The following is a 15,680-nucleotide window of genomic DNA, read 5'->3' as shown; positions in this document are numbered from 1 at the left end:
TTCCACTACAATACTTTTCACGCTGCATCAAGATGGTGTTTCCCCGAATCTCGCACCGAGCCAGGGAAAAAGTGCCTGGCGAAACACCACCGCAGTGCCTATTTTTATCTGTTACTGCACCAGGAAGGATTTAACGTGAACCCGCTCGAACTGAGCAAGGCTGTCGGCGCACTGACCGACGAAGATCTGCGCAAGGCAGCTGCAGCGACGCAGGCCGCCCACCGTGCCACCGTTCTGGTGCGCGAGCTGGCCGCCCATCATCGCTCGCGCTTGCTGAAGCATTTCCTCGCCCTGGGCGAGGACGATCGCCTGCTCCGTTTCGGCCAGTCGGTGGGCGACCACGTGATCGAAGCCTACGTGGACAGCATCGACTTCGACCACGACACCGTGTTTGGCGTCTACGACGACAAGCTCGAGCTGATCGGCGTGGGCCACTTTGCCAACCTGCGCGACAATGCCCAGGGCCGGGTGGCCGAATTCGGCGTGTCGGTGTCGCGCAGCGCCCGCGGCCGCGGTATTGGCAGCGCGCTGTTCGAGCGTGCGGCCATGCATGGCCGCAACACCAGCGTGCGCACGCTGTACATGCACTGCCTGTCGCGCAACGCCGCGATGATGCACATCGCCAAGAAAGCCGGCATGAAGGTCCAGTACGCCTATGGCGAGGCCGACGCCTACCTGGAACTGCCGCCGGCGGACACCGTCAGCCGCCTGACCGAGGCGCTGGACGAACAGATGGCCGACCTCGACTACGCGGTGCGCCGCAACCTGCGCGACGCACGCCGCTTCGGCCTGCGCTTCTGGCGCTCCATGGTGCCGCAAAAACACACCGCCTGAGCGGGCTGCTCGCCCGCTTCGCCGCCCACGGCCGCCACGGCGCATCGCAAGATGCGCCGTTTTTGCATGCGCCCCCGGACCGCTCAGGCCGCGCCGCCGACCGGCAGCGCCGTGGTGTCCTTGATGCTTTCCAGCGCAAAGCTGGAGCGCACGTCGATCACCGACGGATGGGCCAGCAGCTGCTCCTGCATGAAGCGCGCGAAATGCTCCATGTCCTCGACGTAGACCTTGAGCAGCAGGTCCATCTCGCCGGTCATGGCATGGCATGCCGCCACCTCTGGCCAGACCGCGATGGAGGCGCGGAACAGGTCCAGCGGCGCCTTGCCCTTGGGCGCGCCGCCATGCTTCTCCAGCCGGACATTGATATAGGCCAGCAGGCCGAGCCCGATCTTGTTCGGCTCCAGCAGCGCCGCGTACTGCCGGATCACGCCGATCTCCTCCAGCCGCCGGATGCGGCGCAGGCAGGGGCTGGGCGACAGGTTGACGCGCTCGGCCACCTCCAGGTTGGTCAACCGGCCGTTGGTCTGCAGCACTTCCAGGATCTTCCGGTCGATCTTGTCCAACTCCACCTTGCTCACGATATTGTTGCTCCGCAATATGTTTATTGGCAATTTTTTTGCGCAAATTTAGCAAGCCGTGCACAAATACGCAATTTTTTGTGTAATTGCGCCCGCTGAAGGCCGGATTCCCGACGAATCGACAGCCTTTTAGGTCACTCGTGCTGCAGCCGGTCGGGCTGGGCAACCTGTCTGGTGGCACGGCTGCGGGGGTTGCGGCCGCGCCCGCGGCGACCGGGAGAAGGCAAGGATGGTGCCAAGGCCGGCCGCACAGGGAAGCGGCATTCTACGGGCGTTTGCCGCCGGGGTCAGATACTTCCTGGTCAACGCGCGCTCCGACGCAATGACGGACCGCGCCAAAGCAAAAGCGCGCGGCCGGCAGGCACGCGCGCTGAACAGCGGTTTCAGGCAGGACGGCCATGGCCGTCCTGCGGCGGCATCAGCCGCCGCTACTGGACGGGGCCCCCGGTGCAGACGGGTTCGCGGGCGCAGGCTGGCCGCCCGGAGCACCCTGGCCCTGCGGGCCACGGCGATGGTGGTCGCGGTCCATCTTCTCCATGCCGGCGCGGATTTCGTCACGGGTCAGCTTGGCGTCGCGGTTGGCGTCGAGCTGGTCGAAGCGCTTGGCCAGCCGCGGCATGCCGGCATTGGCCTCGGCCTTGGTCAGGGCGCCGTCGCCGTTCTTGTCGGCGGCCTTGAATTTCTCATCGAAGGCGGCCTGCATACGGGCGTGGCGCTCGGCCATGACGGCCTTGCGGTGCGCGTCCATCTCGGCCTTGTCGATCTTGCCGTCGCGGTTGGTGTCGAGCTTGTTGAAGTAGGCGTCGGCCTCCGCCTTCGAGATGGCACCATCGTTGTCGGTATCGACCGCCTTCATCCAGCCGCCGCTATGGCCCATATGGTGGTGGCCGGGGCCGGCCTTGCCGGCCGGTGCAGCGGGCGCGCTGGCCTGGGCGAAGGCGCCGCCGGCAACCAGCAAGGCGGCCGAGGCGGCCAGGAATTGCTTCAGGATCTGCTGCTTGTGATTGCGTTGCATGTCTTGCTCCTTGTCATCACGTTGGCATGTACGGATTAGAACGCAGACGATGCAGGGGGGTTGGCGCTTTTAATACGATGTTACCCGCCTCACAGAAAGGCTGGCGCCCCGTAAGGGAACGCAACGGGACGCGAATATTTGCGGCCTTGCCAGCTCAATTCTTGGGGACCAGCATCCCGTCCTGGCTGGGTGGCGGCGCCATCATGGGCTGGTGCGGTGCGGCAGGCTGCGCCTGGGGTTGGGCCTGGGGTTGGGCCTGGACCTGGGGCTGGATTTGCGCCTGCGGGGGCTGGCCCGGAGCCGGCTGGATCGGTTGGGCCGGCTGGCTGGTCACCGGGGCCGGTGGGGCCGGCGGCGGCATCGGCGTCGCCATCGGCGCGGCGGCGCCAGCGGGCGGCGTCGGCAGCGCGGGAGCCGGCGCACCAGCGGCAGGTGCGCGCGCGGCGCCCGGCTGCACCGGCAATGCGATTTCCTGGCGCACGCCGCTGCGTTCGATCACCACCGAGCGCTGGCGGATCTCCACCAGCCGGATCTGCTGCGACAGTTCAGCACCGGACCGCACCGCCTTGGGCGGCCCGCCGTCCAGCGACACGATCGCCGCGCCGGCGCCGCCATCGACCTCGGCCACCACGCCGAGCAGTTGCACGTCGCGCGGACCGCCCTGGGCCGAGCCGCCGAACAGCGTCGCCACGGCGCCGGTCTCGACCGCCTCGGTCTGGGCAACCCGTGCGCTCTGCGGCACCGGCAAGGTGCGCATCGCGCTGAAGGTCAGCGCCCAGTACGTGGCCAGCGCGCACAGCGCGACAAACAGCACCACGCCTGCCAGGCGCGGCAGCCACGGCGCAGCGGCATTAAAGCGAAGGACAGGCCGGAGGGAGAGTTGCACGGGAACGGTACCCCTGACGCAAATGAACGATCGCGCCAAGCGTACCAGAGCCACATGACACTGTCGCCACTCCCCCGGCTGGCCGGGCTCAGAGCAGGTGGTCGAGCAGGTCCGGGCCGAAGACTTCGCGCTCGATGTGCGCCACCGGCACGCCGGCGCTGACCAGCGCATGGCGCTGCGCCTGCATGAAGCCCAGCGGCCCGCACAGGTAGAAGCGGCCATCGATGAAGCGCTGCAGCTCCGGCCGCGCCAGCAACTCGGCCATCGGCATGGTGCCGGCATGGTCGTAGTCGCGGCCGATGGCGTCGGCGGCCTCGGGCGCTTCGTAGCTGATATGCGTCACCAGTTGCGGCAACCGCTCGCGCGCCCACTGCAGGTCCGCGCGGTGCGCATGGTGGCGGCCGTTGCGGGCGGCGTGGGCGAACAGGATCGGACGCTGCGAACCCTGTGCGGCCAGCGTGCGCAGCACCGACAGCATCGGCGTGATGCCGATGCCGCCCGACAGCAGCACCAGCGGGCGATGGCCGTCGAGCGCCGGGGTGAAATCGCCGAACGGCGCGCTCACCTTCAGCTCGGTGCCTTCCTGCGCGTTGGCATGCAGCCAGTTGGAGACCGCGCCGGCCGGCGTCGACTGGTCGCCGTCTTCGCGCTTGACCGAAATGCGCCAGGTCGGCAGGCTGGTCTCGCCCGACAGCGAATACTGGCGCAGCTGGCGCGTGCCGTTGTCGAGGCGCGCCTCGACGCTGATGTACTGGCCGGGACGGAAGTCGCGCAGCGGGCCGCCGTCGGCAGCGGCCAGCGTCAGCGACACCACCTGCTCGCCCTGCGCTTCGCGGCGCAGCACGCGCACCGCCTTCAGCTCGCCGGCGGCGACACCGGTGCGCTGGTACAGCCGTGCCTCGGCGGCGATCAGCTCGCCGGCCAGCAGCCAGTAGGCTTCGTCCCAGGCGGCGATCAGCGGCGGCGTGGCCGCATCGCCCAGCACCGCCTTGATCGCGCCCAGCAGGTGGCGGCCGACGATCGGGTAATGCGAGGCGGTCAGGCCTACTGCCGCATGCTTGTGCACGATGCGGTCGACCACCGGCGCCAGCGCGGCGCCATTGTCGATATTGGCGGCGTAGGCGAACACGGCCGACGCCAGCGATTGCTGCTGGCTGCCGTTGGCCTGGTTGCCCATGTTGAACATCTGCGTGAGTTCAGGCCGGTCGGCGAACATCTCGCGGTAAAAGTGGGTGGTGATGGCCAGGCCATGCTCGCGCAGCACCGGGACGCTCGCATCGATATAGGGGCGGGAAGCGGCGGACAGCATCAAATAACACTCCGTTTCATTCATGCATGTTATATGCATGTTTTATCGCACAATAAAACCGGCGCTCGTCGGCGCCTGCGCGGACTACGTCCACTCAGGCCGAACGCCGGTTCAGGAAATCGCGATGCAGCTGGATGATCGACTCGGCGGTCTTGCTGCCGGTGACGTCGGCCAGCGTGACCTCGTCCAGCGCGCGGTAGAACGCCTGCTCGGCCACGTCCAGCGCGCGCTTCAGGCGGCAGTTGCCGTTCAGCGCACAGGGCGGGTTGTCGCAGTCGATGATGGCCTTGTGGCCTTCCAGCTCGCGCAGGATCGTGCCGATAGTCAGCTGTTCGGCACCAGGCCCAAGCTGCAGCCCGCCGTGGCGGCCGCGCGTGGCGGTGATCCAGCCCAGCTTCGACAACCGCGCCGCCACCTTGACCAGGTGGTTGTGCGAGATATCGAACTGCTGCCCCACTTCCGCAATGGTGATGGGCCGGCTGCCGTCGCCACGGGCGACGTACATCAGCAGGCGCAGTGCATAGTCGGAAAAGCGGGTCAGTTGCATCGTGGCGACATCTTAAAAAATATGCATCCAGGATGCAAGTTAAATCCGGCCTGGCGCACCAGCTGTGCTTTGCATCACACATTGCAGCGGCGCCGACGCCACCCCCATAAAACAGTCATGTGGCGCCGGTTATACTGACTGGCGAAACCGGCCCGCCGCCAGCCCGGCCGTGGGCTCAGCCATTCCAGCAACGAGGTTCACAGACGATGCGCATTTTCACTACCGCCAGCCCCGCCCGTTCCCGGCCCGCACGCGCCCGCCGCGCGCGCGGCTTCACCCTGATCGAAATCATGGTGGTGATCGTGATCCTTGGCGTGCTGGCGGCGCTGGTAGTGCCCAAGATCATGAGCCGTCCGGACGAAGCGCGCATCGTCGCGGCACGCCAGGACATCTCGTCGATCATGCAGGCGCTCAAGCTGTACCGGCTCGATAACAGCCGCTACCCGACCACCGAGCAAGGCCTGGCCGCGCTGGTGACCAAGCCCGCCACCGAGCCGGTGCCGAACAACTGGAAGGGGGGCGGCTACCTGGAGAAGCTGCCCAAGGATCCCTGGGGCCATCCGTACCAGTACCTGAACCCGGGCGTGCGCGGCGAGATCGACGTGTTCAGCTTCGGCGCCGACGGCCAGGCCGGCGGCAACGGCAACGACGCCGATATCGGCAACTGGGAATAAATCCCGGCGCGCCCGCATCCCCTGACCATGACCACGGCGCCGCGCCACAGCGCGCCCTTGCGGCGCCGGGGCTTTACCCTGCTCGAGCTGCTGGTGGTCATGGTGATCGCCGGCATCGTGATTTCGCTGGTGGCGATCAACGCCTCGCCCAACGAGCGCGGCCGCGTGCTGGATGACGGCCAGCGCATCGCGCGGCTGTTCGAGCTGGCGCAGGAAGAGGCACAGCTCGGCGCCCGCCCGATCGCCTGGGAAGGCGACGCCGGCGGCTGGCGCTTCCTGGAAGCGACCCCGTACGGCTGGATCCCCATGCGTACCGACGTGTTCGCGCCGGGCCGCTGGCGGCTGGCGCTGGACCAGGTAGTGGTTGCCGAAGGCGGCCGGCCCACCGGCACCGGCGGCCCGCTGCGGCTGGTATTCGGGCGCGAGCTGATCGATATGCCGCAGCGGCTGGTGCTGGTGCGCGGCGATATCCGCGTGGACGTTGCCGGCGACGGCAGCGGCCGTTACTTCGCCAGCACGCCATGACCCGCATCCCCTTGCATGGCCGCCGCCGCGCCGGCTTCACGCTGATCGAGGTGCTGGTCGCGCTGACCATCCTGGCGGTCGCGCTCACCGCGGCCATGCGCGCCATGGGCTCGATGCTCGATGCCGGCGCGGCGCTGCAGACCCGCATGCTGGCCGAATGGAGCGCCGAGAACCACCTGGCCGCGCTGCGCCTTTCAAAGACCTGGCCCGAGCCCGGCGTCAGCGGTTATGCCTGCCCGCAAGGCGGCACCCCGCTGTACTGCGAGCAGTCGGTGTCGGGCACGCCCAATCCGGTTTTCCGCCGCGTCGAGATCGCGGTCTACCCGTCCGCCACCGACAAGTCAGTGCGGCTGGCGTGGCTGGTCACCATCGTTCCCAATGAAGCCCGCAACGTGCTCTGAGCGTCAACGCCCAGGCCGGCGCACCCGCGGCTTCACGCTGCTGGAGATGCTGGTCGCGATCACGCTGCTGGCGGTGATGGCGGTGATCGGCTGGCGCGCGCTCGACAGCCTGACGCGCAGCCGCGAGCGCCTGACCGACCACGATGCGCGCCTGGATGCGTTGAAGATTCTCTACGGGCAGTTCCAGGCCGACTGCGAGCACCTGGCCAGCCCCGCGCTGCTGCAGGGCAGCCCGGTCGAGGTCGGCCAGGACCGGCTGCTGCTGGTGCGCGACCGCCGCGACGAGGGGCAGCCGCCGGCGTGGCAGGTGCTGTCGTACCAGATCGACGGCAATACGCTGGTGCGGGTGGCCGCGCCGCCGGTGGCGGACCGGGCCGGGCTACAGTCGGCGCTGCTGTCGCTGCGCCAGGGCGGCAACAATGCGGCGCAGGTGCGGCGCGTGCTGCCCGACGTCGCCGGCATGAGCGTGCGCGCCTGGGTGGAGCCTGCCGGCTGGCAGGCCGATACCGGGCGCATCCGCAACGTGCTGTTCTCCGGCAATGCCGCCAGTGCTGTGGCCGCCTCGGACGTCGGCACGGCGCTGCCCAACACCGCGGTGCGCGCGGTCGAACTGACCGTGTTCGCGCGCATGGGCGACGGCGATGCGCCGCGGCAGTTCCAGAAGATCTGCATGACCGGGCTATGAGGCGCGCCCCCGTCCGCTCCCGCCCGGCCTTCGCTAGGCGCCGCGCCCGCGGCGCCGCCGTGGTCACCGCGCTGCTGATAGTGACGCTGGCCGTGGTGGTGGTGTCCGGCATGCTGTGGCGCCAGCAGGTGCAGATCCGTGCGATCGAGAACCAGCGGCTGCTGGCGCAGGCGACCTGGATCGAGCGCGCCGCGGTCGACTGGGCGCGGCTGATCCTGCGTGACGACCAGCGCCGCACCAACGTCGACCAGCTCGGGGAGCCCTGGGCGGTGCCGATCGCCGAAACCCGGCTGTCGGATTTCCTTGGGGCCTCGCTGCGCACCGACGTGGCCGGCGAGACCTCGTTCCTGTCCGGCCGCATTCTCGATGCGCAGGCGCGCTTCAATCTCGCCAACCTGGTGATCTGGACCGCCACCGCCGGCGGCCAGGGGCGCGCCGCTTCGGTCGATCCCGCTGCCCAGGCCGCCTACCGCCGTTTGCTGCAGACCGTGGGCCTGAACCCGCAACTGGCCGAGTCCACCGCGCGCGCCATGCTGCAGGCGGCGCAAGGCGGCAGCGACGGCGGCCGCGCGGCGCCGCGCCCGCTCGACAGCGTGCAGGGGCTGCTGTCCCTGCCCGGCTATACGCCGGAAATGATCGCCGTGCTGGAGCCATTCGTCACCGTGCTGCCCGAGCGCACCCTGGTCAACGCCAATACCGCCGAGGCCGAGGTGCTGGCCGCCGTGATCGACAAGCTGCCGCTGGAACGCGCCCGCGAACTGGTACGCCAGCGCGACCGCGCCTACTTCAACAACGTCGGCAACGTGCAGACCCAGCTGGCCGCGGTCGCGCCCCAGGCCGACAGCGCCAGCCTGGCCAATATGATCGACGTACGCTCGCACTATTTCCTGGTCTACGGACTGGTTCGCCACGAACGCGCCAGCCGGCTGCAGGTCTCGCTGATCTACCGCGGCGAGCCGCTGGGTGCCACCAATACGACACGGGTGGTCTGGATACAGGACGCCGACCGGCTGCCGGACCTGCGCTGAATGTCTGATACAAGGCGTACCGAGCATCCACGGTCGGCGCGGCTTGCAGGCATTGGCAACCGGGGAGGAACGGTATTGACGCGGTTTAGTCACACAGGCAAGGTATGCTGCGACGCTGGCGCGAGCGAGGCGCCACGCGGCAATGCGCCTTCCCGGGTTTTTCCCCCACGTCCCGCCATTGGCGCCACTGACGCCACGTTAAGGAAAAATTGAGCACCACCCTCTATGTCCGCCTGCCGCACCGGCCGCACGATCAGCCGCAACCCTGGCAGTTCGGCGCCCTGCCGTTCGCGCTGGTGCGCACCGGCACTGACGCCGCACGGCGCGCGGCCGGCAGCACGGCCTTTGAAGTGTTGCGTGAAGGCCACACCCGCATCGCCGACCTGCCCGCCGCCGAACGCCTGGTGCTGATCCTGGCGGCCAGCGACGTACTGCTGACCACCGCTAGCGTGCCGCCGCTGCCGCCGGCGCGTTTGAAGCAGGCGCTGCCCAACCTGATCGAAGACGCGCTCGCCACCGACGCCCAGCCCTGCCATATCGGCGTGGGGCCCGCGCTCGACGGCAGCGCCGCAATTCGCGGCCCACGCCGGCGGCTGCTGATGGTGGCCGACCGCGCCTGGCTGCGGGCCGTGCTCGACGCCTTTGCCGAACACCGCCATCGCCGCCGCCATGTGTTGCCGGCGCAGTTGTGCGTGCCGCTGGCAGCGGCGGAGGTTGCCGCCGCCGAGGCGCCCGGTGCCGAGCCCACACTGCGGCCGGCGGAGAACACCGCACCGGACGAGCCGGCCACGCTGGTGGTCGAGGCAGCCGCCAGCGCTCTGGCTGACGGCGGCGAACTGCTCGACAGCGCCACCCTCGGCGGCGCCGAGCCCGGCCCTGCACTGGCCAGCCGGTGGCAGCTGACGGTGCGCACCGGCGCACACGCCGGCTACGGCCTGCTGCTGGGCGACGACGCCCTCGCGGCCTGGCAGGCGCTGGCGCCCGAAGGCAACTGGTACGCCGACGCCGATGCCGCCGCCGCGGCGCCGGTTCCCGCATTGCGCGGCGCCGCCCGCGCCGGCTGGCCGCTGTGGATCGAGGGCGCGCAGGCGTGCCTGCGCGATCCGGCACTGGACCTGGCGCAGTTCGAGTTCGCGCAAGGCCGCGCCGACCGCTGGAACCTGGCTGCATGGCGGGTGCCGCTGGCGCTGCTGGCCGGCATCGTCCTGGTGCAGGTGCTGGGCATGAACATCCACTGGCTGCTGCTGCGCAACGAGCAGCAGCGCGTGGAAGCCGCGCAGCAGCAGACCTTGCGCAGCGCCTTCCCGCAGACCCAGGCCATCCTGGACGCGCCGCTGCAGATGCGGCGCCAGGTCGAGCAGCTGCGCATCGCCAGCGGCCGCAGCACGCCGGAAGACTTCCTGCCGCTGGCCGACCGCTTTGCCCAGGCCGCGCACCGGCTGCCGCCGGATGCGCTGCAGGCGCTGGAATACCGCGGCCGCATGCTGGTGGTGACGCTCAAGCCGGGCACGGACATTGCCGGCCTGCGCAATGCCGCGCGCCAGGCCGGCCTGCAGATGGAAGAGGACAAGACCGGTGGCGCGGCAGGCGGCGCAGGTAGCGCACCAGGCAGTGCGGCGGGCGGCGCGACGGGCGGCGCCACGCCGGTGACGCCGGGCTCGCGCTGGACCGTCAGGCCGGGCCTGTGAGCGCGGCAGCACGATACGCATGGATGCCATGAAAGACTCCGCCCGAAACCACACGTCCCGCCCCGCCCGGTCCGCAAGCACTACCGCCCTGCGCGCGCGCCTGGCGCGGCTGCGTCCGCGCGTGCCGCAAGCCTGGCAGGATCGCTTCAACGCGTTCTGGGCGGCGCGCAACCCGCGCGAGCAGGCCATCCTGGCCGGCGGCGCCGCGGTGATGGTGCTGGTGATCGGCTACACGCTGCTGTGGGAGCCGGCCGCCGAAGGCCGCCAGCGTCTGGCGCGCAACCTGCCGCAGATGCGCGCCGACCTGGCCGAAATGGAAACGCTGGCGCAGGAAGCGCGCGGCCTCAAGGCCACGCCGGCACCGGCGCTGCGCGGCGACGCGCTGACGCAGGCGCTGCAGGACAGCCTGGGCCAGCATGGCCTGAAGGCGGCCCGGCTTGCCGCCGGCGCCGACAACAATGTCCAGGTGCAGCTCGACAAGGTGCCCTTCGGCGCGTTCAGCAGCTGGCTGCAGGACGTGCGCCAGCAGCAGCGCATGAAAGTGATCGACGCCCGCATCGTCTATGTCGGCGCCACGGCGCTGGTCAATGTCAGCGCGACCCTGCAGGGTCCGGGCGGCCGCAGCTGATGGTACGGCTGGAAACGCTGCGGCTGCCGCGCCGCAAGCTACGCCAGCCGGGTGCATGGCGGGGCCTGCGCTGGCTCGCGCTGGGACTGGCCAGCGCCGCGGCAACGGTGGTGGCGATGTTGCCGGCCACGTGGATCGCCGAGCGCGTGGCCACGCAGACGCAGGGACGGGTGCTGCTGGCCGATGCCAGCGGCTCGCTGTGGCGCGGCAGCGCCACGCTGGCGCTGTCGGCCGGCGCCGGCAGCCAGACCGCCACGGTGCTGCCGGGCAGGCTGCAGTGGACGCTGGCCTTCTGGCCGCTGCTGGCCGGCACCGCGCGCGCGGTGGTGACGCACACCGAAGCCATGGCCGCGCCGGTGACGATCACCGCGACGCCGGGCGGCTGGACCGTGCAGTCCGGCGCGATGCGGCTGCCGGCATCGCTGCTGGAAGGCATCGGCGCGCCGTTCAATACGCTGCGCCCGGATGGCCTGATGCGCGCGGACTGGTCGACGCTGCAAGGCAGCTTTTCCGGCCAGAAAGGTGGCGGAAATAACGCCGGAAATGGCAGCGGAGATGGCAATGGCATGCGCGGCCATGTCACGCTGCGCATCGAGCAGGTGTCGTCCGCGGTCAGCCGGCTGCGCCCGCTGGGCAGCTACCGCGCCGAGATCGACTGGAGCGGCGCCGGCGGCGGCAAGCTGCAACTGAGTACTATCGCCGGGCCGCTGTACCTGGAGGGCAGCGGCACGCTTGGCCGGCAGGCGCGCTTCGAGGGCACCGCGCATGCCGAGCCCGATGCGGAAACGCAACTGACCAGCTTGCTGAGCCTGCTGGGACGACGAGACAACAACGTGACAAGGCTGCGCTTCTGATGCCAGGCAGCGCCAGGAGCGTACGGAAATGACTATGACAACCCATGCCACCCGACCTGTTTTCCAGACCGCCTGCGCCCGCGCCGTGGCCCTGCTGTGCGGGCTCTCGCTGCTGGTGCCCGCGCCGCTGTGGGCCCAGCCCGGTGCGCCGGGCGCACGCACCCAGGGCACGCCGCCGGCGCCGCCCGATGTCACGCCGGCCAACCGCGATCAGGTGGTGCTCAACTTCGTCAATGCCGACCTGGACTCGGTGATCAAGGCGGTCGGGCAGGCCACCGGCAAGAACTTCGTGATCGACCCGCGCGTGAAGGGCACGGTGAACCTGGTCACCGAGCAGCCGGTGTCGCGCGCGCAGGCGTTGCAGACCCTGGGCTCGGTGCTGCGCATGCAGGGCTATGCGATGGTCGAGAGCAACGGCTTCACCAAGGTCGTGCCCGAAGCGGACGCCAAGCTGCAGGGCTCGCCCACGGTGATCGGCGCGGCGCCGAGCCGCGGCGACCAGGTGGTGACGCAGGTGTTCCGGCTCAACTACGAGTCGGCCAACAACCTGGTGCCGGTGCTGCGGCCGATGATCGCGCCCAACAACACCATCACCGCCTATCCGGCCAACAACACGCTGGTTATCACCGACTACGCCGACAACCTGCGCCGGCTGGCGCGCATCATCGCCGCGATCGACGCGCCCGCTTCGGGCGAGGTCGAACTGGTACCGCTGCGCCATGCGCTGGCCAGCGACACCGCGCAGGTGCTGCAGAAGCTGCTCGACCCCGGCGCCGCGGGTGCGGCCGGCGGTGGCGGCGCGCCAGGCGTCGACGCCACGCTGCGCACCTCCGTGGTGGCCGAGCCACGCAGCAACGCGCTGATGATCCGCGCCTCCAGCCGCGCGCGGCTGCAGCAGGCGCGCCAGCTGATCGAGAAGCTCGACCAGCCCTACGCCCGCCCCGGCAATATCTGGGTGGTGCCGCTGCGCAATGCCGATGCGGTCAAGCTGGCCGCCACGCTGCGCGCCATCGTCGCGGCCGACAGCAGCTTTGCCTCCGCGACCCAGCCCGGTGGCGCCGGTGCCGCGGGCGGCATCGCCGGCGGGGGCGGCCTGACCAATGTCTCGACGCCGGCCGGCGGCCAGTTCACCGGCGGCACCACCGGCACGCAGACCGGCATGCGCGGCGGCACGTCGGGCACGGGCGGCGGCGCTTATGGCAACTCGGCCTTTGCCGCGTCGTTTGGCACCAGTACGCAACCGACCACCGGCGGCATCATCCAGGCCGATCCGTCGACCAACTCGCTGATCATCACCGCCAGCGAGCCGGTCTACCGCAACCTGCGCGGGGTGATCGACGACCTCGACGCGCGCCGCGCGCAGGTCTACATCGAGTCGATGATCGTTGAGGTCACTGCGACGCAGGCGAGCGAGCTCGGCATCCAGTGGCAGGGCCTGATCAGTTCCTCGAGCGGCAACAACAACGTCTTTGCCGGCACCAACTTCGGTACCGGCGGGCAGAACATCCTGAACCTGACCCTGGCCGGTGCGCTGTTCGACAGCAACCGCACCGCCGGCATCGCCGCGGCGCAGCAGCTGGTGCCGGACGTGGGCGGCCTGAACCTGGGCATCGTCAACAAGGCGATGGGGCTGGGCGCGCTGCTGCGCGCGCTCGGCACCAATGGCAGCGTCAACCTGCTGTCCACGCCGAACCTGATCACGCTGGAGAACGAGGAAGCCAAGATCCTGATCGGCCAGAACATCCCGATCACCACCGGCTCGTATGCGCAGACCGGCGGCGCGGCCTCGGTGACGCCGTTCCAGACTTTCGACCGCAAGGACGTGGGCATCACGCTGCGCGTGAAGCCGCAGATCACCGACGGCGGGCTGGTCAAGATGCAGATCTTCCAGGAGTCGTCGTCGGTGGTGGCTGGCACGCTGACGCAGGTGCAGGGCCCGACCACCAATGTGCGCTCGATCGAAACCAATGTGCTGGTCGACGACGGCCAGATCATCGTGCTCGGCGGCCTGATCGAGGATTCGTATGGCGACGGCGTGCAGAAGGTGCCGCTGCTGGGCGACATCCCGCTGATCGGCGGGCTGTTCCGCTACGAGAACAAGAACCGCTCCAAGACCAACCTGCTGGTGTTCCTGCGCCCGTATGTGATGCGCACGACGGGCGCAGCCGACCGCCTGACCGCGGACCGCTACGACTACATGCGCGCGCAGCAGCAGGGCTTTGTATCGCCTAACATCATGGTGCGCGACACCAACACGCCGCTGCTGCCGCCGGCCGACGCGCCGACCACGCCGTTCGTCGATCCGCGCGCAAACGGCCCGGTGCCGGCGCCGCTGCCTCTGCCGCAGACACTGCCGCAGAATCCGCAGCAGCCCGGCGTGCCGGCACAGCCGCAAGCGGTGCCGCCGCCCGCGGCCTTGCAGCAGCCGCTGAGCCAGCGCGGCGAAGCCGCCACGCCGGGCGCTGTCCAGAACTGAGGCCTGCCATGGCGAGCGAAGTCCAGACCCCTCCCCTCGATACGCTCGAACCGCCCTCGCCGATGGCGGCGCGGCTGGTTCCGTACGGCTTTGCGCGCGAAGCGCCGCTGCTGATCGCGCACCAGCGCCCCGACGGACTGGAGGTATGGGTCAGCCGCGCCACCTCCCCGACCGCCCTGGCGGAAATCGCCCGGGTGCACGGCGCGCTGCGGCTGCGCGTGCTGGAGCCCGAGGCGCTCGAGCGCGCCATGTCCGATGCCTATAACCGCCAGGACGGCAGCGCCGCGCAGGTGGTGGGCGAAGTCGAGGGCGAGGTCGACCTGTCGCGCCTGATGCAGGACATTCCCGCCGTGGAAGACCTGCTCGAGTCCGAGGACGACGCGCCGATCATCCGCATGATCAACGCGCTGCTGACGCAGGCGGCGCGCGAAGGCGCATCGGATATCCACATCGAGCCGTTCGAGTCGTCGTCGGTGGTGCGCTTCCGCGTGGACGGCACGCTGCGCGACGTGGTGCGGCCGAAGAAGGCCCTGCACGGCGCGCTGATCTCGCGCATCAAGATCATGGCGCAGCTCGACATCGCCGAGAAGCGCCTGCCGCAGGACGGCCGCATCACGCTGCGCGTGGGCGGGCGGCCGGTGGATGTGCGCGTGTCGACGCTGCCCACCGGCCACGGCGAGCGCGCGGTGCTGCGCCTGCTCGACAAGGAAGCCGGCCGGCTCGACCTGGCCAGGCTGGGCATGGCGCCCGACACGCTGCGCGGCTTCGACCACCTGATCCGGCAGCCACACGGCATCGTGCTGGTGACCGGGCCGACCGGCTCGGGCAAGACCACCACGCTGTATGCCGCGCTGTCGCGGCTGGATGCGCGCACCACCAACATCATGACGGTGGAAGACCCGGTCGAGTACGACCTCGACGGCATCGGCCAGACCCAGGTCAATGCGCGTATCGACATGACCTTCGGCAAGGCCCTGCGCGCGATCCTGCGCCAGGACCCGGACGTGGTGATGATCGGCGAGATCCGCGACCTGGAGACCGCGCAGATCGCGGTGCAGGCCTCGCTGACCGGCCACCTGGTTCTGGCGACGCTGCACACCAACGACTCGGCCTCGGCGGTGACGCGGCTGGTCGACATGGGGATCGAGCCGTTCCTGCTCTCGTCGTCGCTGCTGGGCGTGCTGGCGCAGCGGCTGGTACGGCGCCTGTGCCCGCACTGCAAGCGCGAGGAAGTGATCGAGCTGCCTGAGGGAGTAGCCGCTGCCGATGCCGAAGCGCTGCAGGCGCAGGGCAAGCCGCTGCAGCATGTGTGGCATCCGGTCGGCTGCGACAAGTGCGGACAGTCGGGTTACCAGGGGCGCATGGGCGTCTACGAGCTGCTGACCGTCGGCGACGAGATCCGCACCATGATCCACCGGCAGGCGCCGGAATCGGAGATCAAGCAGGTAGCGCTGGCGCATGGCATGCACACCATGCGCAGCGACGCGCAGCGCTGGATCGACAGCGGCGCGACCTCGCTTGAGGAAGTGTTGCGCGTGACGCGCGACTGAGG

The 15,680-nt window shown here is 69.7% G+C and carries 16 protein-coding genes; 11 read left to right on the top strand and 5 right to left on the bottom strand.

What is annotated here, in order from left to right; all coding sequences use genetic code 11:
• The first annotated feature begins 135 nt into the window (after window positions 1–135).
• Complete coding sequence (locus ACAD63_RS01195) at window positions 136–834, top strand: GNAT family N-acetyltransferase (RefSeq protein ID WP_133097733.1); 699 nt, start codon at window positions 136–138, stop codon at window positions 832–834.
• Between the two features lie 83 nt (window positions 835–917).
• Here the strand turns inward: ACAD63_RS01195 and ACAD63_RS01190 are convergent, their stop codons facing one another.
• From ACAD63_RS01190 to ACAD63_RS01170, 5 genes are all read right to left on the bottom strand, one after another.
• Window positions 918–1,412 (bottom strand): Lrp/AsnC family transcriptional regulator, encoded by a 495-nt coding sequence (locus ACAD63_RS01190; RefSeq protein WP_010813460.1) that lies wholly within the window; start codon window positions 1,410–1,412, stop codon window positions 918–920.
• Between the two features lie 418 nt (window positions 1,413–1,830).
• On the bottom strand, window positions 1,831–2,427 hold the full coding sequence (locus ACAD63_RS01185; RefSeq protein WP_434033332.1) for an EF-hand domain-containing protein: 597 nt from the start codon (window positions 2,425–2,427) through the stop codon (window positions 1,831–1,833).
• 154 nt (window positions 2,428–2,581) lie between these two features.
• Window positions 2,582–3,313 (bottom strand): type II secretion system protein N, encoded by a 732-nt coding sequence (locus ACAD63_RS01180; RefSeq protein ID WP_135706086.1) that lies wholly within the window; start codon window positions 3,311–3,313, stop codon window positions 2,582–2,584.
• A gap of 88 nt (window positions 3,314–3,401) precedes the next feature.
• Window positions 3,402–4,622, bottom strand: coding sequence for a globin domain-containing protein (locus tag ACAD63_RS01175; RefSeq protein WP_195427209.1), 1,221 nt, complete (start codon window positions 4,620–4,622; stop codon window positions 3,402–3,404).
• A gap of 94 nt (window positions 4,623–4,716) precedes the next feature.
• The gene (locus tag ACAD63_RS01170) at window positions 4,717–5,169 is read right to left on the bottom strand and encodes an RrF2 family transcriptional regulator (protein WP_133097737.1); all 453 of its coding nucleotides are present in this window, start codon (window positions 5,167–5,169) and stop codon (window positions 4,717–4,719) included.
• 206 nt (window positions 5,170–5,375) lie between these two features.
• Between ACAD63_RS01170 and gspG the strand changes: the two genes are divergently transcribed.
• The 10 genes from gspG (at window position 5,376) to gspE (ending at window position 15,678) form a co-directional block, all read left to right on the top strand.
• Window positions 5,376–5,843 carry a type II secretion system major pseudopilin GspG gene (gene gspG / locus ACAD63_RS01165; RefSeq protein WP_135706088.1) on the top strand — a complete coding sequence of 156 codons (468 nt, stop codon included), beginning with the start codon at window positions 5,376–5,378 and terminating at the stop codon, window positions 5,841–5,843.
• Window positions 5,844–5,870: 27 nt separating this feature from the next.
• Window positions 5,871–6,368, top strand: coding sequence for a prepilin-type N-terminal cleavage/methylation domain-containing protein (locus ACAD63_RS01160; RefSeq protein ID WP_133097739.1), 498 nt, complete (start codon window positions 5,871–5,873; stop codon window positions 6,366–6,368).
• Window positions 6,365–6,769 (top strand): type II secretion system minor pseudopilin GspI, encoded by a 405-nt coding sequence (gene gspI / locus ACAD63_RS01155; protein WP_133097740.1) that lies wholly within the window; start codon window positions 6,365–6,367, stop codon window positions 6,767–6,769. Before ACAD63_RS01160 ends, gspI begins: the two co-directional genes overlap by 4 nt.
• Complete coding sequence (locus tag ACAD63_RS01150; protein WP_133097741.1) at window positions 6,747–7,454, top strand: PulJ/GspJ family protein; 708 nt, start codon at window positions 6,747–6,749, stop codon at window positions 7,452–7,454. Before gspI ends, ACAD63_RS01150 begins: the two co-directional genes overlap by 23 nt.
• Window positions 7,451–8,482, top strand: a complete 1,032-nt coding sequence (gene gspK / locus ACAD63_RS01145) for a type II secretion system minor pseudopilin GspK (RefSeq protein ID WP_133097742.1) — start codon at window positions 7,451–7,453, stop codon at window positions 8,480–8,482. The genes ACAD63_RS01150 and gspK overlap by 4 nt, the downstream gene beginning before the upstream one ends.
• Before the next feature lie 209 nt (window positions 8,483–8,691).
• Complete coding sequence (gspL, locus tag ACAD63_RS01140) at window positions 8,692–10,170, top strand: type II secretion system protein GspL (RefSeq protein ID WP_133097743.1); 1,479 nt, start codon at window positions 8,692–8,694, stop codon at window positions 10,168–10,170.
• Between the two features lie 19 nt (window positions 10,171–10,189).
• Window positions 10,190–10,798, top strand: coding sequence for a type II secretion system protein M (locus tag ACAD63_RS01135; protein ID WP_133097744.1), 609 nt, complete (start codon window positions 10,190–10,192; stop codon window positions 10,796–10,798).
• The gene (gene gspN, locus ACAD63_RS01130; RefSeq protein ID WP_434033331.1) at window positions 10,798–11,652 is read left to right on the top strand and encodes a type II secretion system protein N; all 855 of its coding nucleotides are present in this window, start codon (window positions 10,798–10,800) and stop codon (window positions 11,650–11,652) included. Before ACAD63_RS01135 ends, gspN begins: the two co-directional genes overlap by 1 nt.
• Window positions 11,653–11,686: 34 nt before the next feature.
• A complete protein-coding gene (gspD, locus tag ACAD63_RS01125; protein WP_135706325.1) occupies window positions 11,687–14,128 on the top strand; it encodes a type II secretion system secretin GspD in 2,442 nt (813 codons plus the stop codon).
• An 8-nt stretch (window positions 14,129–14,136) separates the two neighbouring features.
• On the top strand, window positions 14,137–15,678 hold the full coding sequence (gene gspE, locus ACAD63_RS01120) for a type II secretion system ATPase GspE (protein WP_195427147.1): 1,542 nt from the start codon (window positions 14,137–14,139) through the stop codon (window positions 15,676–15,678).
• Window positions 15,679–15,680 lie beyond the last annotated feature (2 nt).

Origin of the sequence: Cupriavidus sp. a3, from assembly GCF_051015765.1 — a bacterium.
Lineage (GTDB): Bacteria > Pseudomonadota > Gammaproteobacteria > Burkholderiales > Burkholderiaceae > Cupriavidus > Cupriavidus oxalaticus_A.
The sequence above is the reverse complement of the archived record's forward strand: the minus strand, read 5'-3'. Positions and strand labels throughout refer to the sequence as shown.